Annotated in this window: 25 protein-coding genes; 9 read left to right on the top strand and 16 right to left on the bottom strand. The window is 69.9% G+C overall.

Annotation, left to right across the window (positions count from 1 at the left end; translation table 11 throughout):
* Positions 1-42: 42 nt before the first annotated feature.
* The 3 genes from AB0C38_RS12130 to AB0C38_RS12120 form a co-directional block, all read right to left on the bottom strand.
* Positions 43-375, bottom strand: coding sequence for a hypothetical protein (locus tag AB0C38_RS12130; RefSeq protein ID WP_360670713.1), 333 nt, complete (start codon positions 373-375; stop codon positions 43-45).
* Positions 376-467: 92 nt separating this feature from the next.
* Positions 468-1235, bottom strand: a complete 768-nt coding sequence (locus tag AB0C38_RS12125; protein WP_360670710.1) for a hypothetical protein — start codon at positions 1233-1235, stop codon at positions 468-470.
* A gap of 47 nt (positions 1236-1282) precedes the next feature.
* Positions 1283-4168, bottom strand: a complete 2886-nt coding sequence (locus tag AB0C38_RS12120) for a BTAD domain-containing putative transcriptional regulator (protein ID WP_360670707.1) — start codon at positions 4166-4168, stop codon at positions 1283-1285.
* A gap of 146 nt (positions 4169-4314) precedes the next feature.
* On the opposite strand from AB0C38_RS12120, the gene AB0C38_RS12115 reads away from it, so the two are divergent.
* Positions 4315-4992, top strand: a complete 678-nt coding sequence (locus AB0C38_RS12115; RefSeq protein WP_360670704.1) for a hypothetical protein — start codon at positions 4315-4317, stop codon at positions 4990-4992.
* A gap of 45 nt (positions 4993-5037) precedes the next feature.
* Here the strand turns inward: AB0C38_RS12115 and AB0C38_RS12110 are convergent, their stop codons facing one another.
* The 3 genes from AB0C38_RS12110 to AB0C38_RS12100 are packed head-to-tail and all read right to left on the bottom strand — an operon-like array spanning position 5038 to position 6382.
* Positions 5038-5244 carry a DUF397 domain-containing protein gene (locus tag AB0C38_RS12110; RefSeq protein ID WP_360670702.1) on the bottom strand — a complete coding sequence of 69 codons (207 nt, stop codon included), beginning with the start codon at positions 5242-5244 and terminating at the stop codon, positions 5038-5040.
* Positions 5245-5291: 47 nt separating this feature from the next.
* Complete coding sequence (locus AB0C38_RS12105; RefSeq protein WP_360670699.1) at positions 5292-5510, bottom strand: DUF397 domain-containing protein; 219 nt, start codon at positions 5508-5510, stop codon at positions 5292-5294.
* A 5-nt stretch (positions 5511-5515) separates the two neighbouring features.
* A complete protein-coding gene (locus tag AB0C38_RS12100) occupies positions 5516-6382 on the bottom strand; it encodes a Scr1 family TA system antitoxin-like transcriptional regulator (RefSeq protein ID WP_360670697.1) in 867 nt (288 codons plus the stop codon).
* A gap of 186 nt (positions 6383-6568) precedes the next feature.
* On the opposite strand from AB0C38_RS12100, the gene AB0C38_RS12095 reads away from it, so the two are divergent.
* The 3 genes from AB0C38_RS12095 (at position 6569) to AB0C38_RS12085 (ending at position 8741) form a co-directional block, all read left to right on the top strand.
* Entirely contained in the window at positions 6569-7318 is a 750-nt protein-coding gene (locus AB0C38_RS12095) for a hypothetical protein (protein ID WP_360670694.1), read from the top strand.
* A 107-nt stretch (positions 7319-7425) separates the two neighbouring features.
* Positions 7426-8085, top strand: a complete 660-nt coding sequence (locus tag AB0C38_RS12090) for a glycoside hydrolase family 11 protein (protein ID WP_360670691.1) — start codon at positions 7426-7428, stop codon at positions 8083-8085.
* A gap of 2 nt (positions 8086-8087) precedes the next feature.
* A complete protein-coding gene (locus AB0C38_RS12085) occupies positions 8088-8741 on the top strand; it encodes a polysaccharide deacetylase family protein (protein ID WP_360670688.1) in 654 nt (217 codons plus the stop codon).
* A 45-nt stretch (positions 8742-8786) separates the two neighbouring features.
* Here AB0C38_RS12085 and AB0C38_RS12080 read toward each other — a convergent pair whose 3' ends face one another.
* From AB0C38_RS12080 to AB0C38_RS12070, 3 genes are read right to left on the bottom strand one after another with little or no spacing between them, the layout of a single operon-like run.
* A complete protein-coding gene (locus AB0C38_RS12080; protein ID WP_360670685.1) occupies positions 8787-9467 on the bottom strand; it encodes a hypothetical protein in 681 nt (226 codons plus the stop codon).
* A 4-nt stretch (positions 9468-9471) separates the two neighbouring features.
* Positions 9472-9654, bottom strand: coding sequence for a hypothetical protein (locus AB0C38_RS12075; RefSeq protein WP_360670683.1), 183 nt, complete (start codon positions 9652-9654; stop codon positions 9472-9474).
* The gene (locus AB0C38_RS12070) at positions 9645-10574 is read right to left on the bottom strand and encodes an LLM class flavin-dependent oxidoreductase (RefSeq protein WP_360670988.1); all 930 of its coding nucleotides are present in this window, start codon (positions 10572-10574) and stop codon (positions 9645-9647) included. The genes AB0C38_RS12075 and AB0C38_RS12070 overlap by 10 nt, the downstream gene beginning before the upstream one ends.
* A gap of 96 nt (positions 10575-10670) precedes the next feature.
* Between AB0C38_RS12070 and AB0C38_RS12065 the strand changes: the two genes are divergently transcribed.
* The gene (locus AB0C38_RS12065) at positions 10671-11339 is read left to right on the top strand and encodes a response regulator transcription factor (protein WP_360670680.1); all 669 of its coding nucleotides are present in this window, start codon (positions 10671-10673) and stop codon (positions 11337-11339) included.
* 4 nt (positions 11340-11343) lie between these two features.
* On the opposite strand, the gene AB0C38_RS12060 is transcribed toward AB0C38_RS12065, so the two are convergent.
* The 6 genes from AB0C38_RS12060 to AB0C38_RS12035 all read right to left on the bottom strand — a co-directional run bounded on the left by AB0C38_RS12060 (position 11344) and on the right by AB0C38_RS12035 (position 17790).
* On the bottom strand, positions 11344-11523 hold the full coding sequence (locus AB0C38_RS12060) for a hypothetical protein (protein ID WP_360670677.1): 180 nt from the start codon (positions 11521-11523) through the stop codon (positions 11344-11346).
* Between the two features lie 125 nt (positions 11524-11648).
* Positions 11649-11861, bottom strand: coding sequence for a DUF5988 family protein (locus tag AB0C38_RS12055; protein ID WP_360670674.1), 213 nt, complete (start codon positions 11859-11861; stop codon positions 11649-11651).
* A 132-nt stretch (positions 11862-11993) separates the two neighbouring features.
* Complete coding sequence (locus AB0C38_RS12050) at positions 11994-13550, bottom strand: GAF domain-containing protein (protein ID WP_360670671.1); 1557 nt, start codon at positions 13548-13550, stop codon at positions 11994-11996.
* On the bottom strand, positions 13550-14932 hold the full coding sequence (locus AB0C38_RS12045) for a carboxylesterase family protein (protein WP_360670668.1): 1383 nt from the start codon (positions 14930-14932) through the stop codon (positions 13550-13552). The genes AB0C38_RS12050 and AB0C38_RS12045 overlap by 1 nt, the downstream gene beginning before the upstream one ends.
* A complete protein-coding gene (locus tag AB0C38_RS12040; RefSeq protein WP_360670665.1) occupies positions 14929-16311 on the bottom strand; it encodes an FAD-linked oxidase C-terminal domain-containing protein in 1383 nt (460 codons plus the stop codon). Before AB0C38_RS12040 ends, AB0C38_RS12045 begins: the two co-directional genes overlap by 4 nt.
* 99 nt (positions 16312-16410) lie before the next feature.
* Positions 16411-17790 (bottom strand): FAD-dependent oxidoreductase, encoded by a 1380-nt coding sequence (locus tag AB0C38_RS12035; RefSeq protein ID WP_360670663.1) that lies wholly within the window; start codon positions 17788-17790, stop codon positions 16411-16413.
* A gap of 74 nt (positions 17791-17864) precedes the next feature.
* On the opposite strand from AB0C38_RS12035, the gene AB0C38_RS12030 reads away from it, so the two are divergent.
* From AB0C38_RS12030 to AB0C38_RS12020, 3 genes are all read left to right on the top strand, one after another.
* Positions 17865-18794, top strand: coding sequence for an AraC family transcriptional regulator (locus tag AB0C38_RS12030; RefSeq protein ID WP_360670660.1), 930 nt, complete (start codon positions 17865-17867; stop codon positions 18792-18794).
* A gap of 127 nt (positions 18795-18921) precedes the next feature.
* Complete coding sequence (locus tag AB0C38_RS12025; protein ID WP_360670657.1) at positions 18922-19296, top strand: STAS domain-containing protein; 375 nt, start codon at positions 18922-18924, stop codon at positions 19294-19296.
* A 94-nt stretch (positions 19297-19390) separates the two neighbouring features.
* On the top strand, positions 19391-20665 hold the full coding sequence (locus tag AB0C38_RS12020) for a DUF222 domain-containing protein (RefSeq protein ID WP_360670654.1): 1275 nt from the start codon (positions 19391-19393) through the stop codon (positions 20663-20665).
* Positions 20666-21068: 403 nt separating this feature from the next.
* Here the strand turns inward: AB0C38_RS12020 and AB0C38_RS12015 are convergent, their stop codons facing one another.
* Positions 21069-21476 (bottom strand): ATP-binding protein, encoded by a 408-nt coding sequence (locus AB0C38_RS12015; protein WP_360670651.1) that lies wholly within the window; start codon positions 21474-21476, stop codon positions 21069-21071.
* A 152-nt stretch (positions 21477-21628) separates the two neighbouring features.
* Here AB0C38_RS12015 and AB0C38_RS12010 point away from each other — a divergent pair, with 152 nt between their 5' ends.
* On the top strand, positions 21629-22390 hold the full coding sequence (locus tag AB0C38_RS12010; protein WP_360670648.1) for an alpha/beta fold hydrolase: 762 nt from the start codon (positions 21629-21631) through the stop codon (positions 22388-22390).
* Positions 22391-22397 lie beyond the last annotated feature (7 nt).

Genomic DNA, 22397 nt, shown 5'->3' with positions numbered 1-22397 from the left:
CCTGGCGCTGGACGCCAGGAATGAGTCACTCATTGCATCGGGTCAGCAGCCCGCGCCGGTGCCTTCGCCGGTGTAGGACAGGACGCGCCAGTCGGTGGTCCCGCCGAGCGGGACCACCGCACCGGCGGCGACGCACTTTTCGCCGATCAGGGTCTTGAAGACACCGCCGTAGGTCAGGGAGTAGACCTTGATCTTCGTGGCGGCGGAGCCACAGTTGCCCCACTGGTAGTCCCGCGCGTTCGGGCCGGAGGAACCCTGCGTCCACTGGGTGCCACAGGTGATGGCGGCGGTTTCCGCGGAAGCGGCAGTGCCCCCGACGAGCGGCAGGACGGTTGCCGCCAGCCCGAGCGTGATCGCTGCGGTTGTGCGTTTCATGGAATTGACCCCCTGCGTTTTGGAAACAGTACGGGGGTCAAGCTAACGGGGAAGCAACCGGAATTTCCCTAATTCCGGTGAACGGTTCCCGGTCACGCCTCGCTGTCCTTGTCGCGGTTGAGGACGGTCGCGGTGTCGTCGAGGTACACCATCGCGAGCGCGGCGTGCTCGGCCAGCACGCGAGCGGTCTTGCGCCGGAGCGACAGTTCCCGAGTGACCTCACCGGTGAAGATCGTGGCCGATGTCGCGACGGCCATTCCGGCGACGCCGCCGTCGTGGAGATGCTGCACGAGGAGGTCGTGGACCCGCTGGCTCGTCTGCTGCGTCGGGCCCGGCCGACGGTAGTGCCCGGTCCGGCGGGACAGGTCCTCGGATTCACCGACGTAGACCTGCGGCCGGTCCTGACCCGGGGCGCCGGACAAGATGAGCCGATAGACGCCGGCTGTGTGCGGCAGCACCGGGAACAGGAGCCCTCCGGCGTCGTCCAATGTCACGTCGGCAGGCAGGTGCCAGCGCATCTGCACCCGTACGTCGAGCTCGATCGGGTCGAACTCGTCGGGCAGCACGGGCGCAGCCTTCTTCGTGGCCGGTCGCCGGCCACGTGCGAGGTAGCTGCCACCCACCTTGCCGCGGGCGAACCTCACGCGCCGGCGGTCGAAGCTCACGGTGTCGACGTGCCAGTCCGCCTGCCGCCACGCTTCGGCCTGGGTGACGCTGCTGTTGGCCCACCACTGCCGGGTGCTGTAGGCGGAAGCGGGAAGTCCGTGCACCAACTCCGCGATTTCCGCGAAGGTGAGCTCCACCGAGGGCCCGTCGCGCGCGGCGAGGTGCTGTCGCAGGGGTTCGTACTTGCCGGTCACAGTTGCTCAGTCGCGATGGCAGGCCCAGCCGTTTCGGGTGTCCCGCCTCAAGAGCTGGGCGGCGGCCACAGCCCGAGCTTCGTGAACTGCTCACGGACGTGGTCCCGGATCGGGTCGTCGAGGTCGGCGACGAGGGCGATGGTCTGGCGGGACTCGTTCCACGCTTCGGCCTGCCGGCCCGTCGCGGCCAGGGACCGGACCAGCGCCACCAGCGCGCGCACGACCTGGATGTGGTCGGCGGGAGAACGGGAAACCCCCAGCGCTTTCCGGGCGAACAGCAGGACGTCGCTGTGCTCTTCGGCGTCACAGGCCGCTTCGCTCAGCTCGACCAGCGCCGTGAGCGTCCGCTCGTGGTCGGCCGGGTGACGGTCGTGCAGCGTGACGGCCTCGGTGAACTGACGGATCGCCTCCGTGGTGCGGCCGGACCGGCGGCTCAGCAGGCCCAGTTCCAGCGCCATCGCGGCGTGGCGTCGGTGGTCGCCCAGTTCGGCGTACAGCATTTTCGCGTGGGCGAGGTGCGTCTCCGCTTCTTCGAGCTCGCCTTGACGACGCAGGTGCGTGCCGAGGGCGCCGTGGACCGCGGCGCACTGGGCCGGTTCGTTGAGGCTGTGCTGGATGTCGAGGGCCTGGCGCAGACAGGATTCGGCGCGGATCCGGTCGCCGGAGTCTTCCGAATGGCGGGCGAGCAGGACGAGGACTTCGGACCGGTCACGGCTGTTGCGGGTATTGCCGAAGATCGCGCTCGCCAGCTCGAGGGATTCCTCCGTCTTCTCCGGATCGCCGAGGGCGCGATGGATCCGCGCCAGGGTGGCCCAGGCCTGTCCCTCGGCGTCGAGGTCGTGTTCGGCCCGGGTCGCGAGCAGCACGGCCTGGACGGCGTCGTGCCATTCGGATGCGGTGTCGCCGATGGCCAGGTGGGGCCGCGCCAGCCGGAGCAACGTCACCGCCCGGGACAGGCTGCCGTCCGCCGCGCGGCCGATCGCGGCGCACAGGCTCGCTTCCTCGTCGGCCAGGAACGCTTCCGCGGCCATGAAATCCGGCAGACGCCCGGCCTGGGGCAGCTCGGCCGTGCGCCGCAGGGCGGGCGCCAGGACCTCGGCGGCGTCCGCGACCCGGGCGATGTACCAGTCGAGGAGCCGTGTCTCGGCCTCGCGGCGATCGGCGGGGGAGTCGTGGGCGAGCGCGAGCCGCGTGCCGGCCGCGCGGGTCAGGGCGTCCATTCGGTAGCGGCCGTCTTCCCTGTCGACGAGGTACAGGGAGCCGAGCATGTTGATCGCGCCGCGGGAGATTTCGTCGTCGGTTCCGTCGAGGGCGCAGATCGCTTCCACGGAGAGGCTGGGGCCGATGTGGAGCGCGAGTGAGCGGAAGAGCCGGGCGGCCGCCGGATCCAGGGCACGGTAGGACCACAGCACCGACGTCAGGATCGTGCCCGACGCCAGTTCGCCGGCCAGCAAGAGCTCGGTGACGCTCGGCAGTGCGCCGGCCCCGGGCAGGAGTTCGGCGAGGGTGCGGACGACTTGCGGGGCGCCGCCGGTCAGCGCGAGCGCGGCCGCCGGATCGGGCGGCTCGGCCGGGGAGTCGCGAAGCAGGCTCTCGAGCAGCCGGGCGATCTCGGCTTCGGAGAAGCGGGCCACTTCCAGCCGGTAGGCGCCGTGGCGGGTCACGAGGTCGCTCAGCCGATGCCGGCTGGTCACGACGACCACGGCGTGCGCGCTGCCCGGCAGCAGGGGCACGATCTGCTCGGAATCCCGGGCGTTGTCGAGAAAGAACAGCACGCGACGGTCGTCGAGCAGGGTCCGCAGCATCCTGGTCCGGGCGCCCAGGCTCGTGGGCACGGCCGCGGCGGCGACGCCGAGCGCGTCGAGGAATTCGGCGAGCACGTCGGCGGGGTCCCGGGGCGGGCCGGTGCCGTACCCGGAAAGGTCCGCGTGCAGCTGGCCGTGGGGGAACCGCTCACGGATCGCGTGCGCCCAGTGCAGTCCCAGCTCCGTCTTGCCGACCCCGGCGGGCCCGGTGACGGCGACGATCAGCGTCGCGGGCGGACCGCCGACCCGGGAGCGCAGGAACAGTTCGTTCAGCCGCCCGAGATCTTCGTCGCGATCGACGAACTGGCTGACCGTCGACGGCAGCTGGGCGGGCGGCAGCGAGCGCAGCGCCGCCTGGGTGCGGTGCAGGTCGGCCGGCGCGAGCGAATCCCGGGACTGCAGCAGCCGCTGGTGCAGTTCTTGCAGCTCGCGAGAAGGCCCGGTCCCGAATGACCGGACGGACCGGTCGTAGACCTGTTTCCAGTAGGCGTCGAAGACTTCGTAGCGCCCGAGACCGTTCAACGCGGTGAGCCGTTGCGCGATGTACTGCGGGTCGAGCTCGTGGTCGACCATGGCGTCGTCGAGGATCCGCAGCACCTCGCGGTGGTTGCGGCGTTCGAGCTCGACGGCGCACAACGACTGGTAGGCGGCGACGCGGTCGTAGAGGTCGAGGTCTTCCCGTTTCTGCTCCATCCAGATGCTGCCGAGGTCTTCGACCACGGGGCCCCGCCAGAGCTCCATCGCTTCCCGCAGAGCGTTCGCGGCATCGTCGAGCCGTCCGGCTTGCCGCGCGTGCTCGCCGTCGCGGATCAAGGTCTTGAAGCGCGCGTAGTCGAGCTCGTCGTCCTCGGGCAGGAACTGGTAGCCGGCGCGCTGGGTGACGATCCGCGCGGAGACCCCGAACCCGCGCAGGCAAGCCCGCAGCCGGCTGACGTAGGTCTGGAGATCGTTCTTGGCATGGTCGGGCGGGCTGTCGTCCCAGAGCGCTTCGATGACGGTCCGGACGGCGACGACCTTGCCGTGGTTGAGCATCAGCACGCCCAAGAGGCACCGTTCCTTGGCCCGCCCGAGCGCAACCTTCCGATCGCCGAGCAGGAGCTCCACGGGCCCCAGGATCCGGAACTCCATCGGGTTTCCCCGTCCACCCGGCCGGTCTTCCTGCCGAGCACCGTAACCCGGCGGCTGAGCGGTTTCAGCGCAGGTCAAGGGGCTGTCAAGGTTTTGTCCAGCAGGCGGCAAGCGAAGTGTCCACCGGGTGAGTTCACGATCGCGTCATGTCGTGGACGGATGTGTGGCAATGGCTGCGGGGGAGTTCGGTCGAACTCGTCGAACCGATCGCGGACCCGGTGCACCACACCATTCTCATCGTCGAAATCGACGGGTTCGCCGCGGTCGACCGGACCAACATGCACCGGCTGACCCTCCGGGCGGGCCTTTACGACGTGATGCAGCGGGCGCTGGCGGCCAGTGGCGTTTCATGGCTCGGCTGCTACCGCGCCGACCTCGGCGACGGAGTGCTCGTGCTGGTGCCCGCGAGCTACCCGAAGGCAGTGTTCAGCGAGCTGGTTCCCGCCGCGCTCACGACTTTTCTGGCCGACCACAACGGCCTGCACCGGCTACCGGAGAGAATCCGCCTCAGGGCGGCGTTGCACGCGGGAGAGGTGAGCTACGACGCCCACGGCAGAACAGGAGCGGCGATCGTGCACGCTTTCCGGCTGCTCCACTCCGTGATGCTGAAGGATGCGCTGGCGGCTGCGGAGGGAGAACTCGCGGTGATCGCTTCGGCTTGGTTTTATGACGAGATCATCCGGCACAGTCCGGTGAGCCGTCCCGAGCGGTACCGGCCGGTTTTCGTACAGGAGAAGGAGACGGCGGCTCAAGGATGGGTCCGGTTGCTGGGGCCGGGGGAAGAAGAGGACGTAGGTCGGGTGGACGGCCTGGCAATGGGCTGATGAGGGCGCTCGGGAGCGCCCTCATCAAGCTACATCGATCCGGCGTCAGGAATGTCCGGGCGCTAAGTTCTCGAGGAAGCGGGTCCACGCGTCCGACGAGTATTCGGCGACCGGCTGGTCGAGCCGGCGGTCCTTGCTGTCGCGGACGAGGGTGGTATTCGGCGTGAACATGACTTCTACGCAGCTGCCACTGGCATTCGAATGGCTGCTCTTGCGCCACCCGCCGCGGGTGGGCGTGAGGCATCGCTTCATTTGATCAACCCAATTCCTTGATTATTCAATGTGTTTATCTGCGACCTTTATCGGTTTTTATTGAGTAGCACCTGCAGGAATCCTGTCCAGGCTGCCGCCGAGAACTCGATTGCTGGCGAGTTCGTTCGGCGGTCTTTGCTGTCACGCACCTGGGCGGCATGTCCTTTGAGGCGAGTCTCTACGCAGCTCCCGCCAGCATTGGAGTAGCTGCTCTTGAACCATTCGCTACGATAAAGAACGGTGGAACGCGAGATTTTTTTTTTCAATTATTCTATTCCAGCTCCCCGGCGTGGTGGCGGATCATTTGAAGGGTTTTTTCCTTGTTCAGGGCCCGCCGGTAGGCATCCTGAAACGTTGTGGTGAGATTCCTGACCTGTGTTGGGTCATCGATCGTTCCCCAGGAAGTGACAGTTTCCTGCCATGCCAAGGTCGGGAGCTGAGGGTTGTCGAAGTCGAGAAGTACCACGGTCGCTCCCCCGAACAGTCCGCACGCGGTCGCCGTGAATGGGATCACTCGGATGTCGAGCGTGTCCGGGCGTTGCTCGATCAGGGTGGCGAGGTGCTCGAGCTGGTTGCGGAGCACGTGTCTGCCACCGATCTGCTGTCGGAGCGCGGCTTCGCTGATGACAGCGGTGAAGGTGAACGGGTCGTTTTCGTCGGCGAGTCGCACTTGCCGGCGCAATCTGGCCTCTACGCGCTGGTCGACCTCGACTGGACGCATGGTCACGTCGGGCATCATGATGCCTCTGGTGTAGTCGGCTGTCTGCAGTAGTCCGGGAATGAGCAGGTTTTCGTAGTCCCGAATGCTCCGGGCGCCCTGCTCCAGGCCGAAGAGTCGCTGGATCTCATTGTCGAAAAGCGCAGAATAACGCGTCCACCAGCCGCGCTCCTTGGCTGCGGCGCGGAGGGCAAGGAGCTCCTCTTTCTCTTCGGCGTCGAACTCGAACAGCTCGACGATCCGCGTGAGGCTCTCCAAAGAGAGGATCTTGCGCTCGTTCTCCACCAAGGACCAGTAGTTGCGCGTGAAGCCGAGTGCCTCGGTGATCGTCCGGACTTCGACACCCAGCTGCTCGCGGCGCCGCTTCAAGCGCAGGGCGAGCTCCCAAGACGCGACGACCGGCGACGAGGGCGCTGACACGTCGAGCTCCTTTGCATGTGCAGGCGCAGCGGCGAGAGGATGTTCGTGGTTACAGTAACCGAACAGTGCTACAGAGGTGGTAGTGGTGGAGTATCCGGTTGTTTAACCTAAGGATAGACATCAGCTAGCCGCGACACGCTCGATGACGTTCGCTCGATCGGCTGATGTTGGCCGAAGGGGCTGAGAATGTCCGATCCCGAGACAACCAGGCCGCCCGCAGCGCGGCCAGGCGGGCGGACACGTGGCGCGGGCCGGCTGAGGCCTGGCCAAGCCCCCGGGGCGTTCGGCGTCGCCCCGTTCCTGGAGGCTCAAGCAGATGAGGTCGACTGGCAGGGCAGTCTCGGGCTCAACACCGCTCACTGCACGATCGTGGTCGTCGATGTCGAGGGGTTCGGGCGGCGCAGCCGGACCAATCCCAACAAGGTGCGCATCCGCCGCGGGATGTATCGCGCTCTTGAGCGGGCTTTCGTCACCGCCGAGATTCAGTGGGCCGGTTGCCGGCACGTGGATCTGGGGGACGGTGTGCTCGTACTGGCTCCCGCGCAGATCTCGAAAACGCTCTTCGTCGACCTGCTCCTCGAAGCGCTGACCGACGAACTCGTGGCCCACAACATCGCCCATCTGCCGCCGGAACGGATCCGGCTCAGACTTGCCTTGCACGCCGGGGAAGTTTCTTACGACGATCATGGCGTCACCGGCTCGTCGATTCTCCACGCGCAGCAGTTGCTCGACGCGCCCGAGTTGAAGCAAGCCTTGGCCGAAACCAAGGCAGTGCTCGCCGTGATCGCGTCGGACTGGGTCTTCGACGAAGTCATCAGGCACAGCGAACGGAGCGGCGCCGACACTTACCAGGCCGTCGAAACCTCGGGTGGGCGAGCCTGGATCCGGCTTCTCGCGCGGCGGCGTGACCTCGCCCGGCGCCGGCGGCTCGGGTGATTGGGTAAAGCCTGCCGTACTCCCGAAACTTTCCGAAAGTTATTGCCCCACCGCCGACCCCGATCACATGCTTTCTCCATCCTGGCCAGCCTCGACGAGGAGGAAGCATGCGCATCAAGAACCGCTTCAGGGTGTTCGCCGGTGGGGCCGCCCTCGCTCTCATCGCCACCCTTCTGCCCGGCGTTGCCCGGGCCGACACCGTCATCACCACCAGCCAGACCGGGAACAACGGCGGGTACTACTACTCGTTCTGGACCGATGGTGGTGGCTCGGTCCAGATGACGCTCGGCTCCGGCGGGAACTACCGGATGAACTGGAGCAACGTCGGGAACTTCGTCGGGGGCAAGGGGTGGAGCAACGGGAGCCGGCGGACCGTGAACTACTCCGGCAGCTTCAACCCCTCCGGCAACGGCTACCTCGCCCTCTACGGCTGGACATCGAACCCGCTCGTCGAGTACTACATCGTCGACAACTGGGGCACCTACCGGCCGACCGGGACCTACAAGGGCACCGTCACCAGTGACGGCGGCACCTACGACATCTACCAGACCACGCGGTACAACGCGCCGTCCGTCGAGGGGACCAAGACCTTCAACCAGTACTGGTCCGTGCGGCAGCAGAAGAAGACCGGGGGCACCATCACCACCGGCAACCACTTCGACGCCTGGGCGCGCTACGGCATGCGGCTCGGCAGCTTCAACTACTACATGATCCTCGCCACCGAGGGCTACCAGAGCAGCGGCAACGCGAACCTGTCGGTGGGCTGACCATGCGTCCTTGGATCCTGGCGGCCGCCCTGGCCGTGACGACTATGACCTCTGTCGCCCCGGCGCACGCCGCCGCCTGCAACGGGTACGTCGGCCTCACCTTCGATGACGGGCCCTCGAACGCGCACACGCCCGCCCTGCTGAACGCGTTGCGGCAGAACGGGTTGCGGGCGACGATGTTCAACGAGGGCCAGTACGCCGCCGCGTACCCGGCCCAGGTGCGGGCCCAGGTGAGCGCCGGCATGTGGGTCGGCAACCACAGCTACACCCACCCGCACCTCACCCAGCAGAGCCAGTCCCAGATGGACTCCGAGATTTCCCGGACGCAGCAAGCGATTTCGGCGGCCGGCGGCGGCACGCCGAAGCTGTTCCGCCCGCCGTACGGCGAAACCAACGGGACGCTGCAGGCCGTCGAAGCGAAGTACGGCCTGCGGCAGATCATCTGGGACGTCGATTCGCAGGACTGGAACAACGCGAGCGTGGACGCGATCGTCCAGGCCAACGCCCGCCTCGGCAACGGCCAGATCATCCTGATGCACGAATGGCCGGGCAACACCCTGTCCGCGATCCCGCGGATCGCGCAGACCCTGGCGAGCCGCGGGCTGTGCGCGGGGATGATTTCGCCTCAGACGGGCCGGGCGGTGGCCCCGGGCTGAGGCCCGCGGGTGGCGTGGCGGCCCCGAGTCCGCCGCGCCACCTCCTCAGCCGACGTACCACTCGGCCCGGACGGCGTCCGGCGCGAGGGTCCGCAGCCCCACGCACACGGTGTGGTCCACCACGACCCCGGTGTGCCGGCAGTACTGGGGGATCTGGGTGATCCCGCTCTGAGGTGCGGGCGTGAAGTGCCGCTCCAGCACGTACTCGCGCATGACGTCGGGGGCGCGGTCGCCGGTGGCTTCCAGGACGCCCCAGCAGTCGTGGGAGCCGCACCCGATGCTCCGGGTGATTCGCAGCTGGGCAGGGCCGGGCGCGACTCCTTCGTCGCCGGGCGGGGATTCGTACGCGGCGAAGAGGGCGCCGCCGGTGACGACGAACCCGGCGACGACCAGCAGGAACAGCCGGACGACCCCGCGCCGGGCCCCGATCGCGCAGATCACCGCCGCGAGCGTCGTGTGCAGCCAGTAGACCTCGATGGGCGCCGGGACCCACCGCCCGGCGAAGCCCAGCGCGCCCGGCAGCACGAACCACGCCAGCAGCGCCACCAGAACGAGCCCGACGACCAGCCCGGTCCGCGGCGAGGGCGCCAGCCCGCACCACAGCAGGATCGGGAGCAGGCAGAAGACTCCGGCGAACGGGCTCGCCGAGAAGCAGGCCACGGCCACCGCCGCCACCACGAGCGCGCCGCGCCACCAGTGGGTCTTGACTCGCTCGGAGATCAGCACGCGGTCATTCTCCCGGCCGGACCAGCTCCGCGACGCGGTGCGGGTCGGCGACGATGGTGATCTCCACGAACCGGCCGCCGCGGACGGTGGGACCGAACACCGCCACCGGCCGCCCGCCGACGGTGGCGACCAGCCCCGCTTCGCCGTTGACGACCTCGCGCTGCGCCGGCTTCATCTTCAAAGGCACGCCAGCAGCTCGTAGGACCGCCGCCGGTCGGCGTGGTCGTAGACCGGGGTCGTCACCATCAGCTCGTCGGCGCCGGTCGCGTCCGCCAGGGACCGCAGGCGGTCGCGGAGGGTCGGCGGCGAGCCCACCAGGACGTGGTCGAGGGGGTCGGCCGGCTGCGGCGCCGCCTCCTCCGGGCTCGGCAGCAGGATGCGTTCGCCGCGAAGCCGTCGCGCCACCTTCACCCGGTTCGGGCCGGCGAGCCAGTCGGCCCGCTCGTCGGTCCCGGCTGCGATCACGGCCACGCTGACCAGCGTCACCGGCGACGAACGGAGACCGGGCCGGAACGCCGAGCGGTACGTCCGGGTCGCCTCGGCCGCGTCGCGGGGGTTGAGGTGGCGGGCGAACGCGTACCCGAGCCCGAGTTCGCCGGCGAGCCGCGCGCTGGACGGCGACGAGCCGAGCAGCCAGACCTCCGGGGCGTTGCCGGCCGCCGGGACCGCGAGCGGCTTGTCCCCGGGCGTGAAGTACCCGAGCAGCTCCTCGACCTGCTCACGGAAGTCCGGTGCGGTGCGGCCGCCGCGGACCAGGTCGACGGCGGACCGGGGTCCGCCGGGTGCCCGGCCCAGGCCGAGGTCGACGCGGCCGGGGTGGAACGCCGTCAGCGTGCCGAACTGCTCGGCCACCACGATCGGTGCGTGGTTCGGCAGGAGCACCCCGCCCGCGCCGACGCGGATGCGGTGCGTCGCGGCGGCGAGCCGGCCGGCCACGACGGCGGGCGCGGCGCTCGCCACCCCGCGCATCCCGTGGTGCTCGGGCACCCAGTAGCGGTGGTAGCCCAGCTCGTCGGCCAGGACGGCGAGGTCGAGGGTGTTCGCCAGCGCCTGTCGCGCGGTCGACCCGGCGACGATCGGCGAGGTGTCCAGCACGGACAACCGGATGTCCACAGTGGACCCCTCAGGTACGCCGGCGGGTGGTCGTCACCCTCGTGAGGATACCCACCGCGGGGCGGGCGGTGATGCGGCAGACTGCGGGTCATGGGTGAGCCGCGGGCGATCAAGGTGATGGTGGTGGACGACCAGCAGGTCGTGCGCGAAGGCCTGGTCGCGCTGCTGGGCCTGCTCGACGACGTCGAGGTGGCCGGCTCGGCGGCCGACGGCGCGAAGGCGCTCGACCTGGCCGGGCGGCTCGACGGGCTCGACGTCGTGCTGATGGACCTCAACATGCCGGTCCTGAGCGGGGTCGAGGCGACCCGGCGCCTCACGCGCGAGCACCCGGACGTCGCCGTCCTGGTCCTCACGACGTACTCGGACGACGAGTCGATCGCCGGCGCGCTGGCCGCGGGCGCCCGCGGGTACCTGACGAAGGACGCGGGCCGGCACGAGATCGGCGCCGCGCTGCGCGCCGTCGTCGCCGGGCAGCTGACGTTCGGTGCCGACGTCTCGCGCCAGGTCGCCGGAGCGCTGTCCGGAACCGCGAAACCCCTGCCGCGCAAGGAAAGCCTTCCGGACAGGCTCACCGCGCGCGAGGCCGAGGTGCTCGGCCGGATCGCCGCCGGGCTGAGCAACGGCGAGATCGCGGCCGCGTTGTTCATCGGCGAGACGACGGTCAAGACGCACATCAACAACGCGTTCGCCAAGATCGGGGCCCGCAACCGGATCGAGGCCATGCGCTACGCCGTGCGGCACGGCCTCGACCACGACTGACCGGTCACGATTTGCGGCGCTCCTCGAGGTACTCGAGTGCTTTGCTCCCGGCCTGCTTCGCCTGGTCGTACCGGCCCGCTTTCTTGAGCGCGTAGACGACCACGCCGAGCAGCAGGATCAGCAGGAAGATCCCGCCGCCGATGATGGCGAAACGGAGCAGCATGAAACCGAGTACTTCACCCATGGTGGATTCCCTCCCGATGGCGGCGCCGCTTTCCCGCGGTGCCCGACCGGAAGGAAACTAGCGCCGCCACCGGGTGGAGCAGGACCTCCTCGGGGTGGAGATCCGGGTGGAGACGCGGCCGCGGGTCACTCGGCGACTCTGGTGCGGCCGCACCAGGCGAACACCGGTACCTGGTCGCCGCCGCTGGTCGTCGTGAACTCGCCCTCGTGGGAGAAGTGCTCGTACCCGGCGCCGAAGCTGACCTTCGCGACTTCGCCGATGCTGCCGACCGTCCAGTCGCGGTGCTGTTCGACCAGCTCGGCCGGACCGCCGGAAAGCGTCACTTTGATATTCGTCATGATTCATCTCCGTGGGTTCATCTGCGCGGAGGAAAGGCTGGAAATGTGGCCTTCGTCTCTCGACGATGCCTGACGGACGTTCGCCGTGTCAAGATTCCCGGTTCTGTGCGGAATGGCAGAAATAGGGGTTGACTAATTCACTTCGCGGCTCAGCCGGTGGATGCGCAGGGCCAGGTGGACGTCCAGCGCGCGGTCGCCCTCCTGCCAGTCTTCGCCGAGCAACGCCGTGATGCGGTCCAGGCGCTGGTAGAGCGTGTTCGGGTGGATCGTCAGCTCCTCGGCCGCGGTGGCCTTGCGGCGGCCGCCGCGCAGGAACACCTCCGCCGTGTGGACGAGGTCCGTGCCGCGCTCTTCGTCGTGGGCCAGCAGCGGGGCGAGGGTCCGGGCGGCGTACGCGCCGGCCTCCGCGCGGCCGGCCTGGCTGAGCAGGTAGCGGTACGGGCCGAGATCGGCGGGCGACGCCGTGACCCCGGTGCGGCCCAGTGCTTCCAGGACCCGCACGCACGCGACCGCGTCGTCGTACGCGTCGGCCAGCGCGGTCGTGCCGGTCGCCGGGCCGGCGAGGCCGGTCGTGCCCAGCGACCAGGACCGGACCGTCGCCTCGTCCGCGCGGACCAAGGCGACCACGCGACCGTCCACTCTGGACGAAAGCGGGGCGAGGTTCCGCAACCGCTGGTCTTCGCTCACCACGACCAGGTGCGGGCGCCGCAGGTCGCGGGCGTACGCGGGGACCTCGCGGACCCGGCGGGTCACCAGGTGCTCGACCAGCTCCTCGGTCGTCCGGCGTTCGGCCCGCTCGACCGACGCCACCAGTGCGACCGTCATCGCCGAGCGTTCCAGCAGCCGGACGTCCGCCTCGTCGAGCGGCGCGTCGAGAACCACTTGCAGCGCACCGAAATACGTGTTCGCCGAGGCGACCGGCACGGTGACCGCCCGCTCGGTCACCTGAGTCCGCCGGACACCGGCGAACAGTGCCGACGGTGTGCCGTCGAGCGGCGCCTCGGTCAGCGTGCCGTCCCGGGCGGCGGCGCGGACCTCGTCGTGCTCGTCGGCCACCACGACCAGGCCGGGCACCAGCTCCGAGAGCGGGACCACGACGTCTTCGGGAGCGCCGCCGCGCAGCGCCACCTCCGATAGCCGGTCGTGCAGCCGCACGGCGCGTTCCAGCCGGTCGTTCGCCGCGGCCAGCGCCGTGACCAGCTTGGCGTTCTCGATGGCGATGGCGGCGAACGAGCCGAGTGACGTCAGCAGCGACGACTCGGCCGCGGTGAACCGGCGCACCGCGCGCTGCGACACCATCAGCACGCCGGCCACCTTGCCCCGCAGCCGCAGCGGCACCCCGAGGATCGTCCGCAGGCCTTCGTCCTCGGCGACGCGGTCGACCTCGCCGAGGTGCGTCAGCCGGGCATCGCCCAGGTAGTCGGCGCTCTGCACCGGTTCGCCCGTGTCCGCCACCTGCCCGGCCAGCCCGCTGTGCGGCGGCAGCACGACCCCGCGCAGCCGCGGGCCCAGCGAGCCGTCGGTGACCCGGATGACGAGCGAGCCGTCCGGTTCCGCCAGGGCCAGGTAGGCGACGTCGACACCGAGCAGGCGCCGCGCGTGGTCGACGACCTCCTGCACCAGCGCGTCGAGGTCGTGGACCGCCGACAGGCGCAGGACGAGGTCGTAGAGCTCGCGCTGGGGGTCCATCAGCCCAGGTGGGTCGTTTCGTCCGCGGCCCAGCCGGGGTCGCCGGTGGCGGCGAACCGCGTCCAGGCCGCGTTGACCTCGCGGGCCAGCTCGGCGGGCGGGTGGTCGCCGACGAGGCCGGCGGACGCCTCCAGGGAGTCGAACACGAACGGCAGTTCCATGCCGTGGCACGCGCCCAGTTCCGGGGCGCGCCAGTCGAACTCGTACCGGAACGAGCGGCCTTGGTGGTTCTCGACGAGCTCCTTGACGCCGTCGCGGAAGACGAGGTCGGTCATGGCCTCGACGAACACCTCGCCCGCCTTCCGGCCGTCGCCCAGGCCGTAGCCCTTGAGCACGCCCGCCGCGTCCGGGTGCGACGCCGACAGCATGGCCACGGCCTGCTCGTCGGTCAGCACGTCGAGCAGCCCGGTCGGGCCGAAGTAGAGCAGCATCTCCTCGCGGCACGTGCCCGCGATGAGGTCGACGCCGGCGCCCGCGCCGTTCCGGATCGCCTCGGCCGGGTGGTTCGGCAGGACGTCGTCGCCGACCAGCGGGAGGAACGGGCTGAGGCCGAAACTGCGGTCGCGGCCGTCGTCGTCACGCAGGTCGGGGCCGCCGCCCGGCTTCAGGAGGGCGTCCTGGGCGTCGAGCAGCTGCTCGGTCGAGAGCTTCCGGAACGCGTCGGCGGTGGGTTCGACGCCGAGCCTGTCGGCGACCACCCGCGTCACCCGCTCCAGCTCCGCACGCCCGCGCACCATGTTGGGATGTCCACTTTGGACGATTGCGCGGCGGAAGAGCCCGGCCGACAGCGGGGAACCGAGCAGGCACGCGACGCTGATCGCGCCCGCGGACTCGCCGAAGAGCGTCACGTTGGCGGGGTCGCCGCCGAACGCCGCGATGTTCTCCTGGACCCAGCGCAGCGCGGCGAGCTGGTCGCGGAGGCCGAGGTTGGTCGCGCCGCCTTCGAGGGGCAGGAAGCCGTCGACGCCGAGCCGGTACTGCAGGGTCACGAGCACGGCGCCGCCGCGGGTGAACGCCGTGCCGTCGTAGGCCGGGGCCGAGCCGGTGCCGCCGATGAACGCGCCGCCGTGCACGAACACCAGCACCGGCAGTCCTTCCGCGGCCGGGTCCGGCGTCCAGACGTCGACCGTCAGGTAGTCCGGGCCCGGTCGGGGGCTGCCGACCAGGGGCGAGAGGTCGAGGCCGGGAATCTCACGATGCCGTTGGGGCGCGGTGGGTCCGGCCTCGCGGGTGTCGCGGACGCCGTCCCAGGCGGGCGGCGGGACCGGCGCGGCGAACCGCAACTCGCCTTCGGGCGCGGCGGTGTAGGGGATGCCGCGGAACCGGACGCCGGTGGCGATCGGCTCGCCGCGGACCTCGCCGGCGGTGGTGCGGACGATCATGCGGGTGTCCCTTCGGGGAAGACCTTGCCGGGGTTGAGGATGTGGTGCGGATCGAGGGCGTTCTTGACCGCGCGGTGCATCGCGAGGACGCCCGGGCCGAGCTCCCGGGCGAGGCCGGGCTGCTTGAGCAGGCCGACGCCGTGTTCGCCGGTGACGGTCCCGCCGAGGTCGAGGGCGTCGGAGATGATGTCCTCGAAGGCGGCCTGGGCGTTCTTCCGGGCGGCCTCGTCGCCGGCCGGGGTGACCAGCAGCGGGTGCAGGTTGCCGTCGCCGATGTGCGCGACGTTGGCGATGTGGACGCCGTGACGCTGTCCCGCCGCGTCGATGCGCGCGAGCATCTCGGGCACGGCCTGGGTCGGGACGCAGACGTCCTCGGTGAGCACCGGGCCGAGCCGTTCCAGCGCGGGGTAGGCGAGGCGGCGGGCGGCGAACAGCGCGTCGGCCTCGGCCCGGTCGGTCGACTGCGCGGCCCAGGTCGCCCCGGCCTGCTCGAAGCAGTCCAGGATCTCCGCGGCTTCGTGCTCGCCGAGGGCACCGGGGGAGTCGGTGCGGGCGAGTAGCACGACGTTCGCGTCGGCGCTCAAGCCCATGTTCTTCCACTGGTCGACCGCGGCGAGGCAGTGCCGGTCGACGAGCTCCAGCGCCGACGGCAGCACGCCCCGGGCGGCGATCGCCGCGGCGGCCTGCCCGGCGGCGACGGTGGTGTCGAAGTAGCCGGCGACCGTGCGCTCGGCGGCGCGGGCGGGCCGCAGGCGGACGGTGATTTCGGTGATCACGCCGAGCGTGCCCTCCGAACCGACCATCAGCCCGGTCAGGTCGTAGCCGGCGACGCCCTTGGCGGTGCGGCGCCCGAGCCGGACGAGCTCACCGGTGCCGGTGACGACCTGCAGGCCGAGGACGTAGTCGCGGGTGACGCCGTACTTGACGCAGCAGACGCCGCCGGCGTTGGTGGCGACGTTGCCGCCGAGGGTCGACCACGGCGAGCTGGCCGGGTCGGGCGGGTACCAGAGGCCGCGTTCGGCGCAGGCGGTGCGCAGGTCGTCGTTGACCACGCCGGGCTCGACGACGGCGTACCGCTCCCGCTCGTCGATCTCCTTGATCGCGGTGAGCCGGTCGGTGACGAGGACGACGCAGCCGCCGACGGCGTTCGCGCCGCCGGAGAGGCCGGTGCCGGCCCCGCGCGTGACGAGCGGGGTGCGGTGCTCCAGGCAGGCCCTGACCACGGCCTGCACCTCTTCGGCGGTGTGCGGCCGGACGACCACCGCGGGCTGCGCGTAGGGCGCCCACTCGGCCTCGTCGTGGGCGAAGCTCGCCACGACGTCCGGGTCACGGACCAGCCGGTCCGCCGGCAGCCCGGCCGCCAGGTCGTCGATCAGCATCCGCGGGAACCTCCTCGTCACCGGGTTCCCACGCTAGGGCGGCGGCGCCGGTCTGGCCATGGGGAGAATCCCCACCGGATGCCGCCGCGGGTGTGCGTTCTACCCGCTGACGACCTTGCCGAAGACCTCGTTGAAGGCTTCGGTCGTGCTCGGGTGCGTGTAGATCGAGTCGCGCAGCTCGGTCGCGGTGATGTGGTGGCGGATGGCCAGCGCGACGGTGTTGATGACCTCCTGCGCGTCGATGCTGAGCAGCGCCGCGCCGAGGATCAGGTCGGTGTCGGCGTCCACGATGAACTTCATGACCCCGCGCGTCTCCTCGACCGTGTAGGCCCGCGGCATCGCGATGATGTCGGCGACCTTTTCCCGGGACACCGTGATGTTCCGGCCCTCGGCGCGGGCTTCGCGTTCGGTCAGGCCGACGGTCGCCAGCGGCGGGGTGACGAAGAGCGTGTGCGGCACGGCCACCCGGTCGGTCGTGGTGCGCTTGCCCTCGCCGAGCAGCTGGTCCAGCACGATCCGGGCGTCGTCGAGGGCCACGTAGGTGAACTGCGGGCCGCCGTTGACGTCGCCGACGGCGTAGATGTGCGGCTGGCTGGTGCGCAGGTGCTCGTCGACCTCGATGGCCCCGTTCGGCGTGGTCCGGACGCCGGCCGCGTCGAGCCGCAGGCCGTCGGTGACAGCCCGGCGGCCGGTGGCCGGCAGGAGGGCGCTCGCTTCGACTTCCTGCGTCCGCCCGTCCTTTTCGTAGACGACCTTCGCGACGGCGCCGCTGTCCTCGACCTTGGTGATCTTCGCGCCGGTGATGATCCGGACGCCGTCGCCTTCGAGGATTTGCCGGACGGTCCCGGCGATGTCCTCGTCCTCGCGGGGCAGCAGCCGGTCCGCTCCTTCGAGGACCGTGACGTGCGTGCCGAAGTGCCGGTAGATCGACGCGAACTCGAGCCCGAGGTAGCCGCCGCCGACGACGATCAGGCGCTCGGGCAGGGTCGCCGCCTGCGTGAGCTCGGTGCTGCTGACCAGGTGCTTGCTGGTGGCCAGGCCCGGGATCGGCGCGATGACCGGCGCGGAGCCGGTGCTGACCAGGATCGTCGGCGCGGTGACGGTGATGCGGTCGTCGCCTTCGCCGATGGCGGCGGTGTGCGGGTCGACGAACCGGGCGGTACCGGTGATGACGGCCGCGGTGTCCTTCCCGTCGAGCGACGCGAAGTTGCCCGCGCGGAAGGCGCTGGTCAGAGCGCGGACGCCGGCGATCGAGTGGGCGAAGAACTCCTGCGCGTCGTCCTCGATGCGCCGGGCGTTCGAGTAGTGGACGAGCATCTTGGTCGGCACGCAGCCGACGTTCGGGCAGGTGCCGCCGTACATGTTTTCGGACTGTTCGACGAGGACGACGCGCTGGCCCGCGTCGCTGAGCGCGTGGGCGGCGGTCTTCCCGCCCTTGCCGAAGCCGATGACCAGGACATCCGCGGTGAGCTTTTCCATACGGTCGAGTGTGCGTCGGCTGTGGTGATACGACCAGGCTTGCCAGTATCAGTTTTCTGCTCGAAAGTATCAGAGTGGACACTGTCAGCCGGTTGCTGAGCCGAGCCCAGCTCGAAGCGACGCTCGAGAAGCACTGCCTGCTCGGGGCGGGCACGCGCATGGACGTCGCCCGGTACGGCGAGCTGGAGGTGCCCTTCCACGTCCTGCTCGAGGGGGAGTGCCGGCTTTCGGTCGGCCACCAGGTGTTCGAGCTGCGTCCCGGCGACGTCGTGCTGATCCCGAGCGGCGCCGAGCACCGGGTGACCACGGCCGGGCCGGGCGAGCCGCGCGGCATCGTCGACACGGGCGGCGACGCCTTCGTCACGACGCGCAGCGAGCGCGGCGGCGACCCGGTCATCGACCTGTTCTGCGGCCACTTCAGGGTCAACGCGGGGGCGGGCGCGCTGCTGTTCCGGAGCCTGCCCGGCGCGGTCCACGTGTCGTTCGGGCAGTCTCCCGAGACGGACGAGGTCCTGCGTGGGCTGAGTTTCCTGATGCGCGGGGAGGCAGGTCGGGAGGGGTCCGGCACGGCGGCGATCCTGTCCGCGCTGTGCACGGTCCTGCTGGCGATGGTGCTGCGGACGGCCCGCGGCACGGCCACGGCGGACGTCCTGTGGACGGCGGTGGCCGACCCGGGGATCGCCTCGGCGGTCTCCAGTGTCCTGGACGACCCCGGGGCGGCCTGGACGATCGAGCGGCTCAGTCGTCAGGTGGCGATGTCCCGCGCGACGTTCCTGCGACGGTTCGTCCGCGAGACGGGGATGACGGCGGGGGCGTTCCTCACCCGGGCCCGGATGATGGCGGCGGCCCAGCTGCTGTCGACTTCCTCAGCGACGGTCGCCTCCGTCGCAGGCCAGGTCGGCTACCAGTCGGAATCGGCGTTTTCCCGGGCGTTCCGGGCCGAGCTGGGCACGACGCCGGCCCGCTTCCGGCGTCGATCTGCATCGTTTACGCATCGGTTGTAGGGTGAGGGGAGTAGCGGTTCAGCCTGCAGCCGTCGTGCCTCGATCCTGCAGCCCTTTTCACTTGGGCTGCCGTGGGCCCGGACCCTTTGTCCGGCCTCACCGTGCTTCGCCAAGGAGGCCCTCAGCGATGCTCATCCCCGCTCCCCGAACCCGCCCGTCCGCGACCTTCGACCTGACTTCGACCGCCGAAGCGAGCGTGATCGCTGCCGTCGGTGACCTCGACCTCGCGGTCACCGACCGTTTCGACGCCCTGCTGAACCGGGAGCTCTTGCTCGCCCCGCCGGCGCTGGTGTTCGACGCTTCGGCGGTGACGTTCTGCAGCGCCCGAGTCCTGACGATCCTGCTGGACGCCGGGGCCGGCGGAGTGCCGTTCGCGATCGCCGGGCGGTGCCGGTCGCTGCTTCGGCCGATCACCGCGTTGGGGTTGGAGCGGATGCTGCCGGTGCATTGGGATACGGCTGAGGCGATCGCTTGGCTGAAGCTGGTGCCGCAGTTGTCTTAGGTGCTGCTGGGGGCGTCCTTTGTGATCGGGCCCTTGCTAGATGATCACCTGTTCGTGTGATGAACGTGCGTTCGGTTGTCGGTAATCTTGGTTTGTGGACAGGGAAACGGTGTGGCGTGCGGATGCGGTGGCTTTGGCCGACCGTGTCTCCGCGCTGCTCACGGTTGTGCGGTCTGCCGAGGCTGAGATCGGTTCTCTGCTGGTGGAAATCGAGTCCCGCGGTGTGATGGAGTTGTTCGGATACCGGTCTGTTGCTCGGCTTTTCGAGCACCTCGCCGATGTTCCCAAGTCCGCTGCCGAGACCGTGGTGAAGCGAGCCCGGGCTCTCGCGCCTGGTTGCAACCTCGACGGCACTCCCATCCCCGCGGTTGCTCCCGCCACCGGTGCTGCTGCCCTGGCTGGCCGGTTGAGCACGCCGATGATCGACACGATCGTTGGTGTAGTGACTCAACTTTCGCCCGAACATCGCGACGAGGCCGAGCAGCATCTGCTGTCGTTCGCCGAGGATGCCGGGTACAAGCAGGTCGCGGCGTTGGGTGCCCGGATCGTGGCCCACCTCGACCCCGACGGCGCCGAATCCGACACGACCGAATCGGCCACGCCCAGCCGCGAGCTGTCGTTGCGCCGCAAAAGAACCGGGGTCTGGGAGCTGCACGGCCGCTTCGACGACGAGACCGGTACCCGCGCCAGTGCTCTGCTGGACTCCCTGGCTCAACGCCGCACGACCGACGAGGGCCCGGACTTGCGTTCGCCGCAGGAACGTTACGGCGACGCCTTCTCCGACGCGATCGACCTCGCTCTGAATTCCCCAGAGTTGCCGATGCAGGCTGGCGAGCGAGCGCACGTGATGATCGCGGTCTCGTTGGAGGATCTGAAGTCCGGCATCGGCACAGCCCCGCTCGGCGACACCGCCACACCCAAGGCCGGCGCCGGCCGGGCCACCCTCGGCGACCTCGGCACCATGTCAGCCGCCGAAGCCCGGATCCACGCGTGCGACTGCATGCTCATCCCCGCAGTCCTGGGCAAGAAGAGCGAACCCCTGGACCTCGGCCGCCAAAGCCGCCTGATCTCCACCGGAATCCGCCGCGCGCTGTACTTACGCGACCGCGGGTGTGCGTTCCCGGGTTGCCATCGCCCACCACGACACTGCCAGGGTCATCACATTCGCCACTGGGCCGACGGCGGCCCCACCGAGCTGGGCAACCTGGTGCTGATGTGCGCTCATCACCACCGACTACTGCACCGCTCGGGCTGGCAAGTCCGCATCGCCGCCGACGGGTTGCCTGAGTTCTTGCCACCGGTGTTCCTGGACAGGCGCCGAAAACCCAGGCGCAACAACCTCCACGAGCCGCTGCCATTCGCAGCGTGACCAATCGAAGACGGGATAGGCCCGTAGTCACCGGCTGCGGGCCTACACCCACGCCCCGGCACCCCGCAGGCACCTCGCCGGGCAGAACAGTTTCTGCCCGGCAGTCGCCGGTCGGCTCGCAACCTTGACAGATACTTTCCAGAAAGCCGCAGGGAATCCGCCGACGCGGCGACATCCGCACCATCAATCGCTTGCTGGACAAGGCGGATCCCCTGGCGGCCGCAGGTAGGCCCGCGGGCAATCGCTCCGGACCTGCGCGTGCCTGCGGCGCTGCGAATTCCGCCGAAGCCGCTCAAGCCCCGCGGGCACCTGCGTCCAGCGGCCGCTGCATCCGCGGAAACCAGGCCCACCTTGCTGCCCAGCACCTGCGGATCCAAGGCGAGCCGCCCAGGAAAACGTCGAGCTAACTCTCCGAGCACTCCACCCGAGCCCAGACCAGTTTCCCATCGTCATGACGACTCACACCCCAGTCGAGGCAAATCTGGTCAACCAACAACAACCCCCGCCCACCACCACGCCCCGGCGCCCGCAGCACCGGCTCGCCCCTCCCGGCATCCGCCACCGCCACCGTCACCTCGCACGGGTCATGCCCCCGGTGGATCCGCAGCTGACGAGGCCCTCCACCATGCACATACGCGTTCTCCACCAGCTCGCCGACCACGATCAGGGTGTCGATCAAGTCGGTCTCGCGCAGGCTGCCCAGCCTGGTCTCGACCCACCTGCGGGCCGTGGTCAGCCCGCGCCGGTCGAGGCCCGCCACGTTCAGGACCTGCCACTTCGCCTGGTCGGCTTCACTCCAGCTCTCCTGCACTGTGCGACACCTCCGCGGACGACGCATACCCACCCTGGCCGCATTTACCCGTCACCCCCACCGTTAGGGGGCCTTAGGGGTCGTTGGCCCGCACCTCCGCTGGCTAGCTTGGCCGGGAGGAGTCTCCGAGACGGGAAGGGCGGTGGGACGACATGGTCGCCCACGTGGACAACGCCGAGGAGAACTGGTTCCGCCGGTTCGCGGCGGCACCCGAGGCCAAGGCGCGGCTCGTCTGCCTGCCGCACGCCGGTGGCTCGGCTCCCTTCTACTTCCCCGTCGCCAAGGCGCTTGCTCCGGACATCGAGGTCCTCGCCGTCCAGTATCCGGGGCGGCAGGATCGGCGGCACGAACCCTTCCTGACCAGCATCGATGCCATGGCCGAGCGGGTTGCCGAGCTGCTGCGCAACTACACTGACCGGCCGCTCGCGCTGTTCGGGCACAGCATGGGCGCCATGGTCGCCTACGAAACGGCCCGCCGGCTCGAGCGGGGCGGCGTCGAAGTCGCCGCCCTGTTCGTCTCCGGGCGGCGCGCTCCCTCGCGGGTGCGGGACGAGAGCGTGCACACCCGGACCGATGACGGCATCATCGCCGAACTGCGGCGGCTCAGTGGCACCGAAGCCGACCTGCTCGGTGACGACGACGTCGTCCGCATGATCCTGCCGGTCGTGCGCAACGACTACCGGGCCGTCGAGACCTACCGATACGCCCCGGGCGCCCCGCTGAACGCGCCGATCGTGGCCTTCACCGGCTCCGACGACCCGATGGCCACCGTCGACGAGGTCGCCTCCTGGGCCGACCACACCGCCGGCGGCTTCGAGCTGGTCGAGCTGTCCGGCGGGCACTTCTTCCTCACCCGCCACCAGGGCGTCATCCTGGGACGCTTGGCCGACGAGCTGGGAGGCGTCCGTGTCTGACGCACCG

Origin of the sequence: Amycolatopsis sp. NPDC048633 (genome assembly GCF_040650695.1) — a bacterium.
Taxonomy (GTDB): domain Bacteria; phylum Actinomycetota; class Actinomycetes; order Mycobacteriales; family Pseudonocardiaceae; genus Amycolatopsis.
Note: the sequence above shows the minus strand (reverse complement) of the source record. Positions and strands in the feature narration are given on the sequence as shown.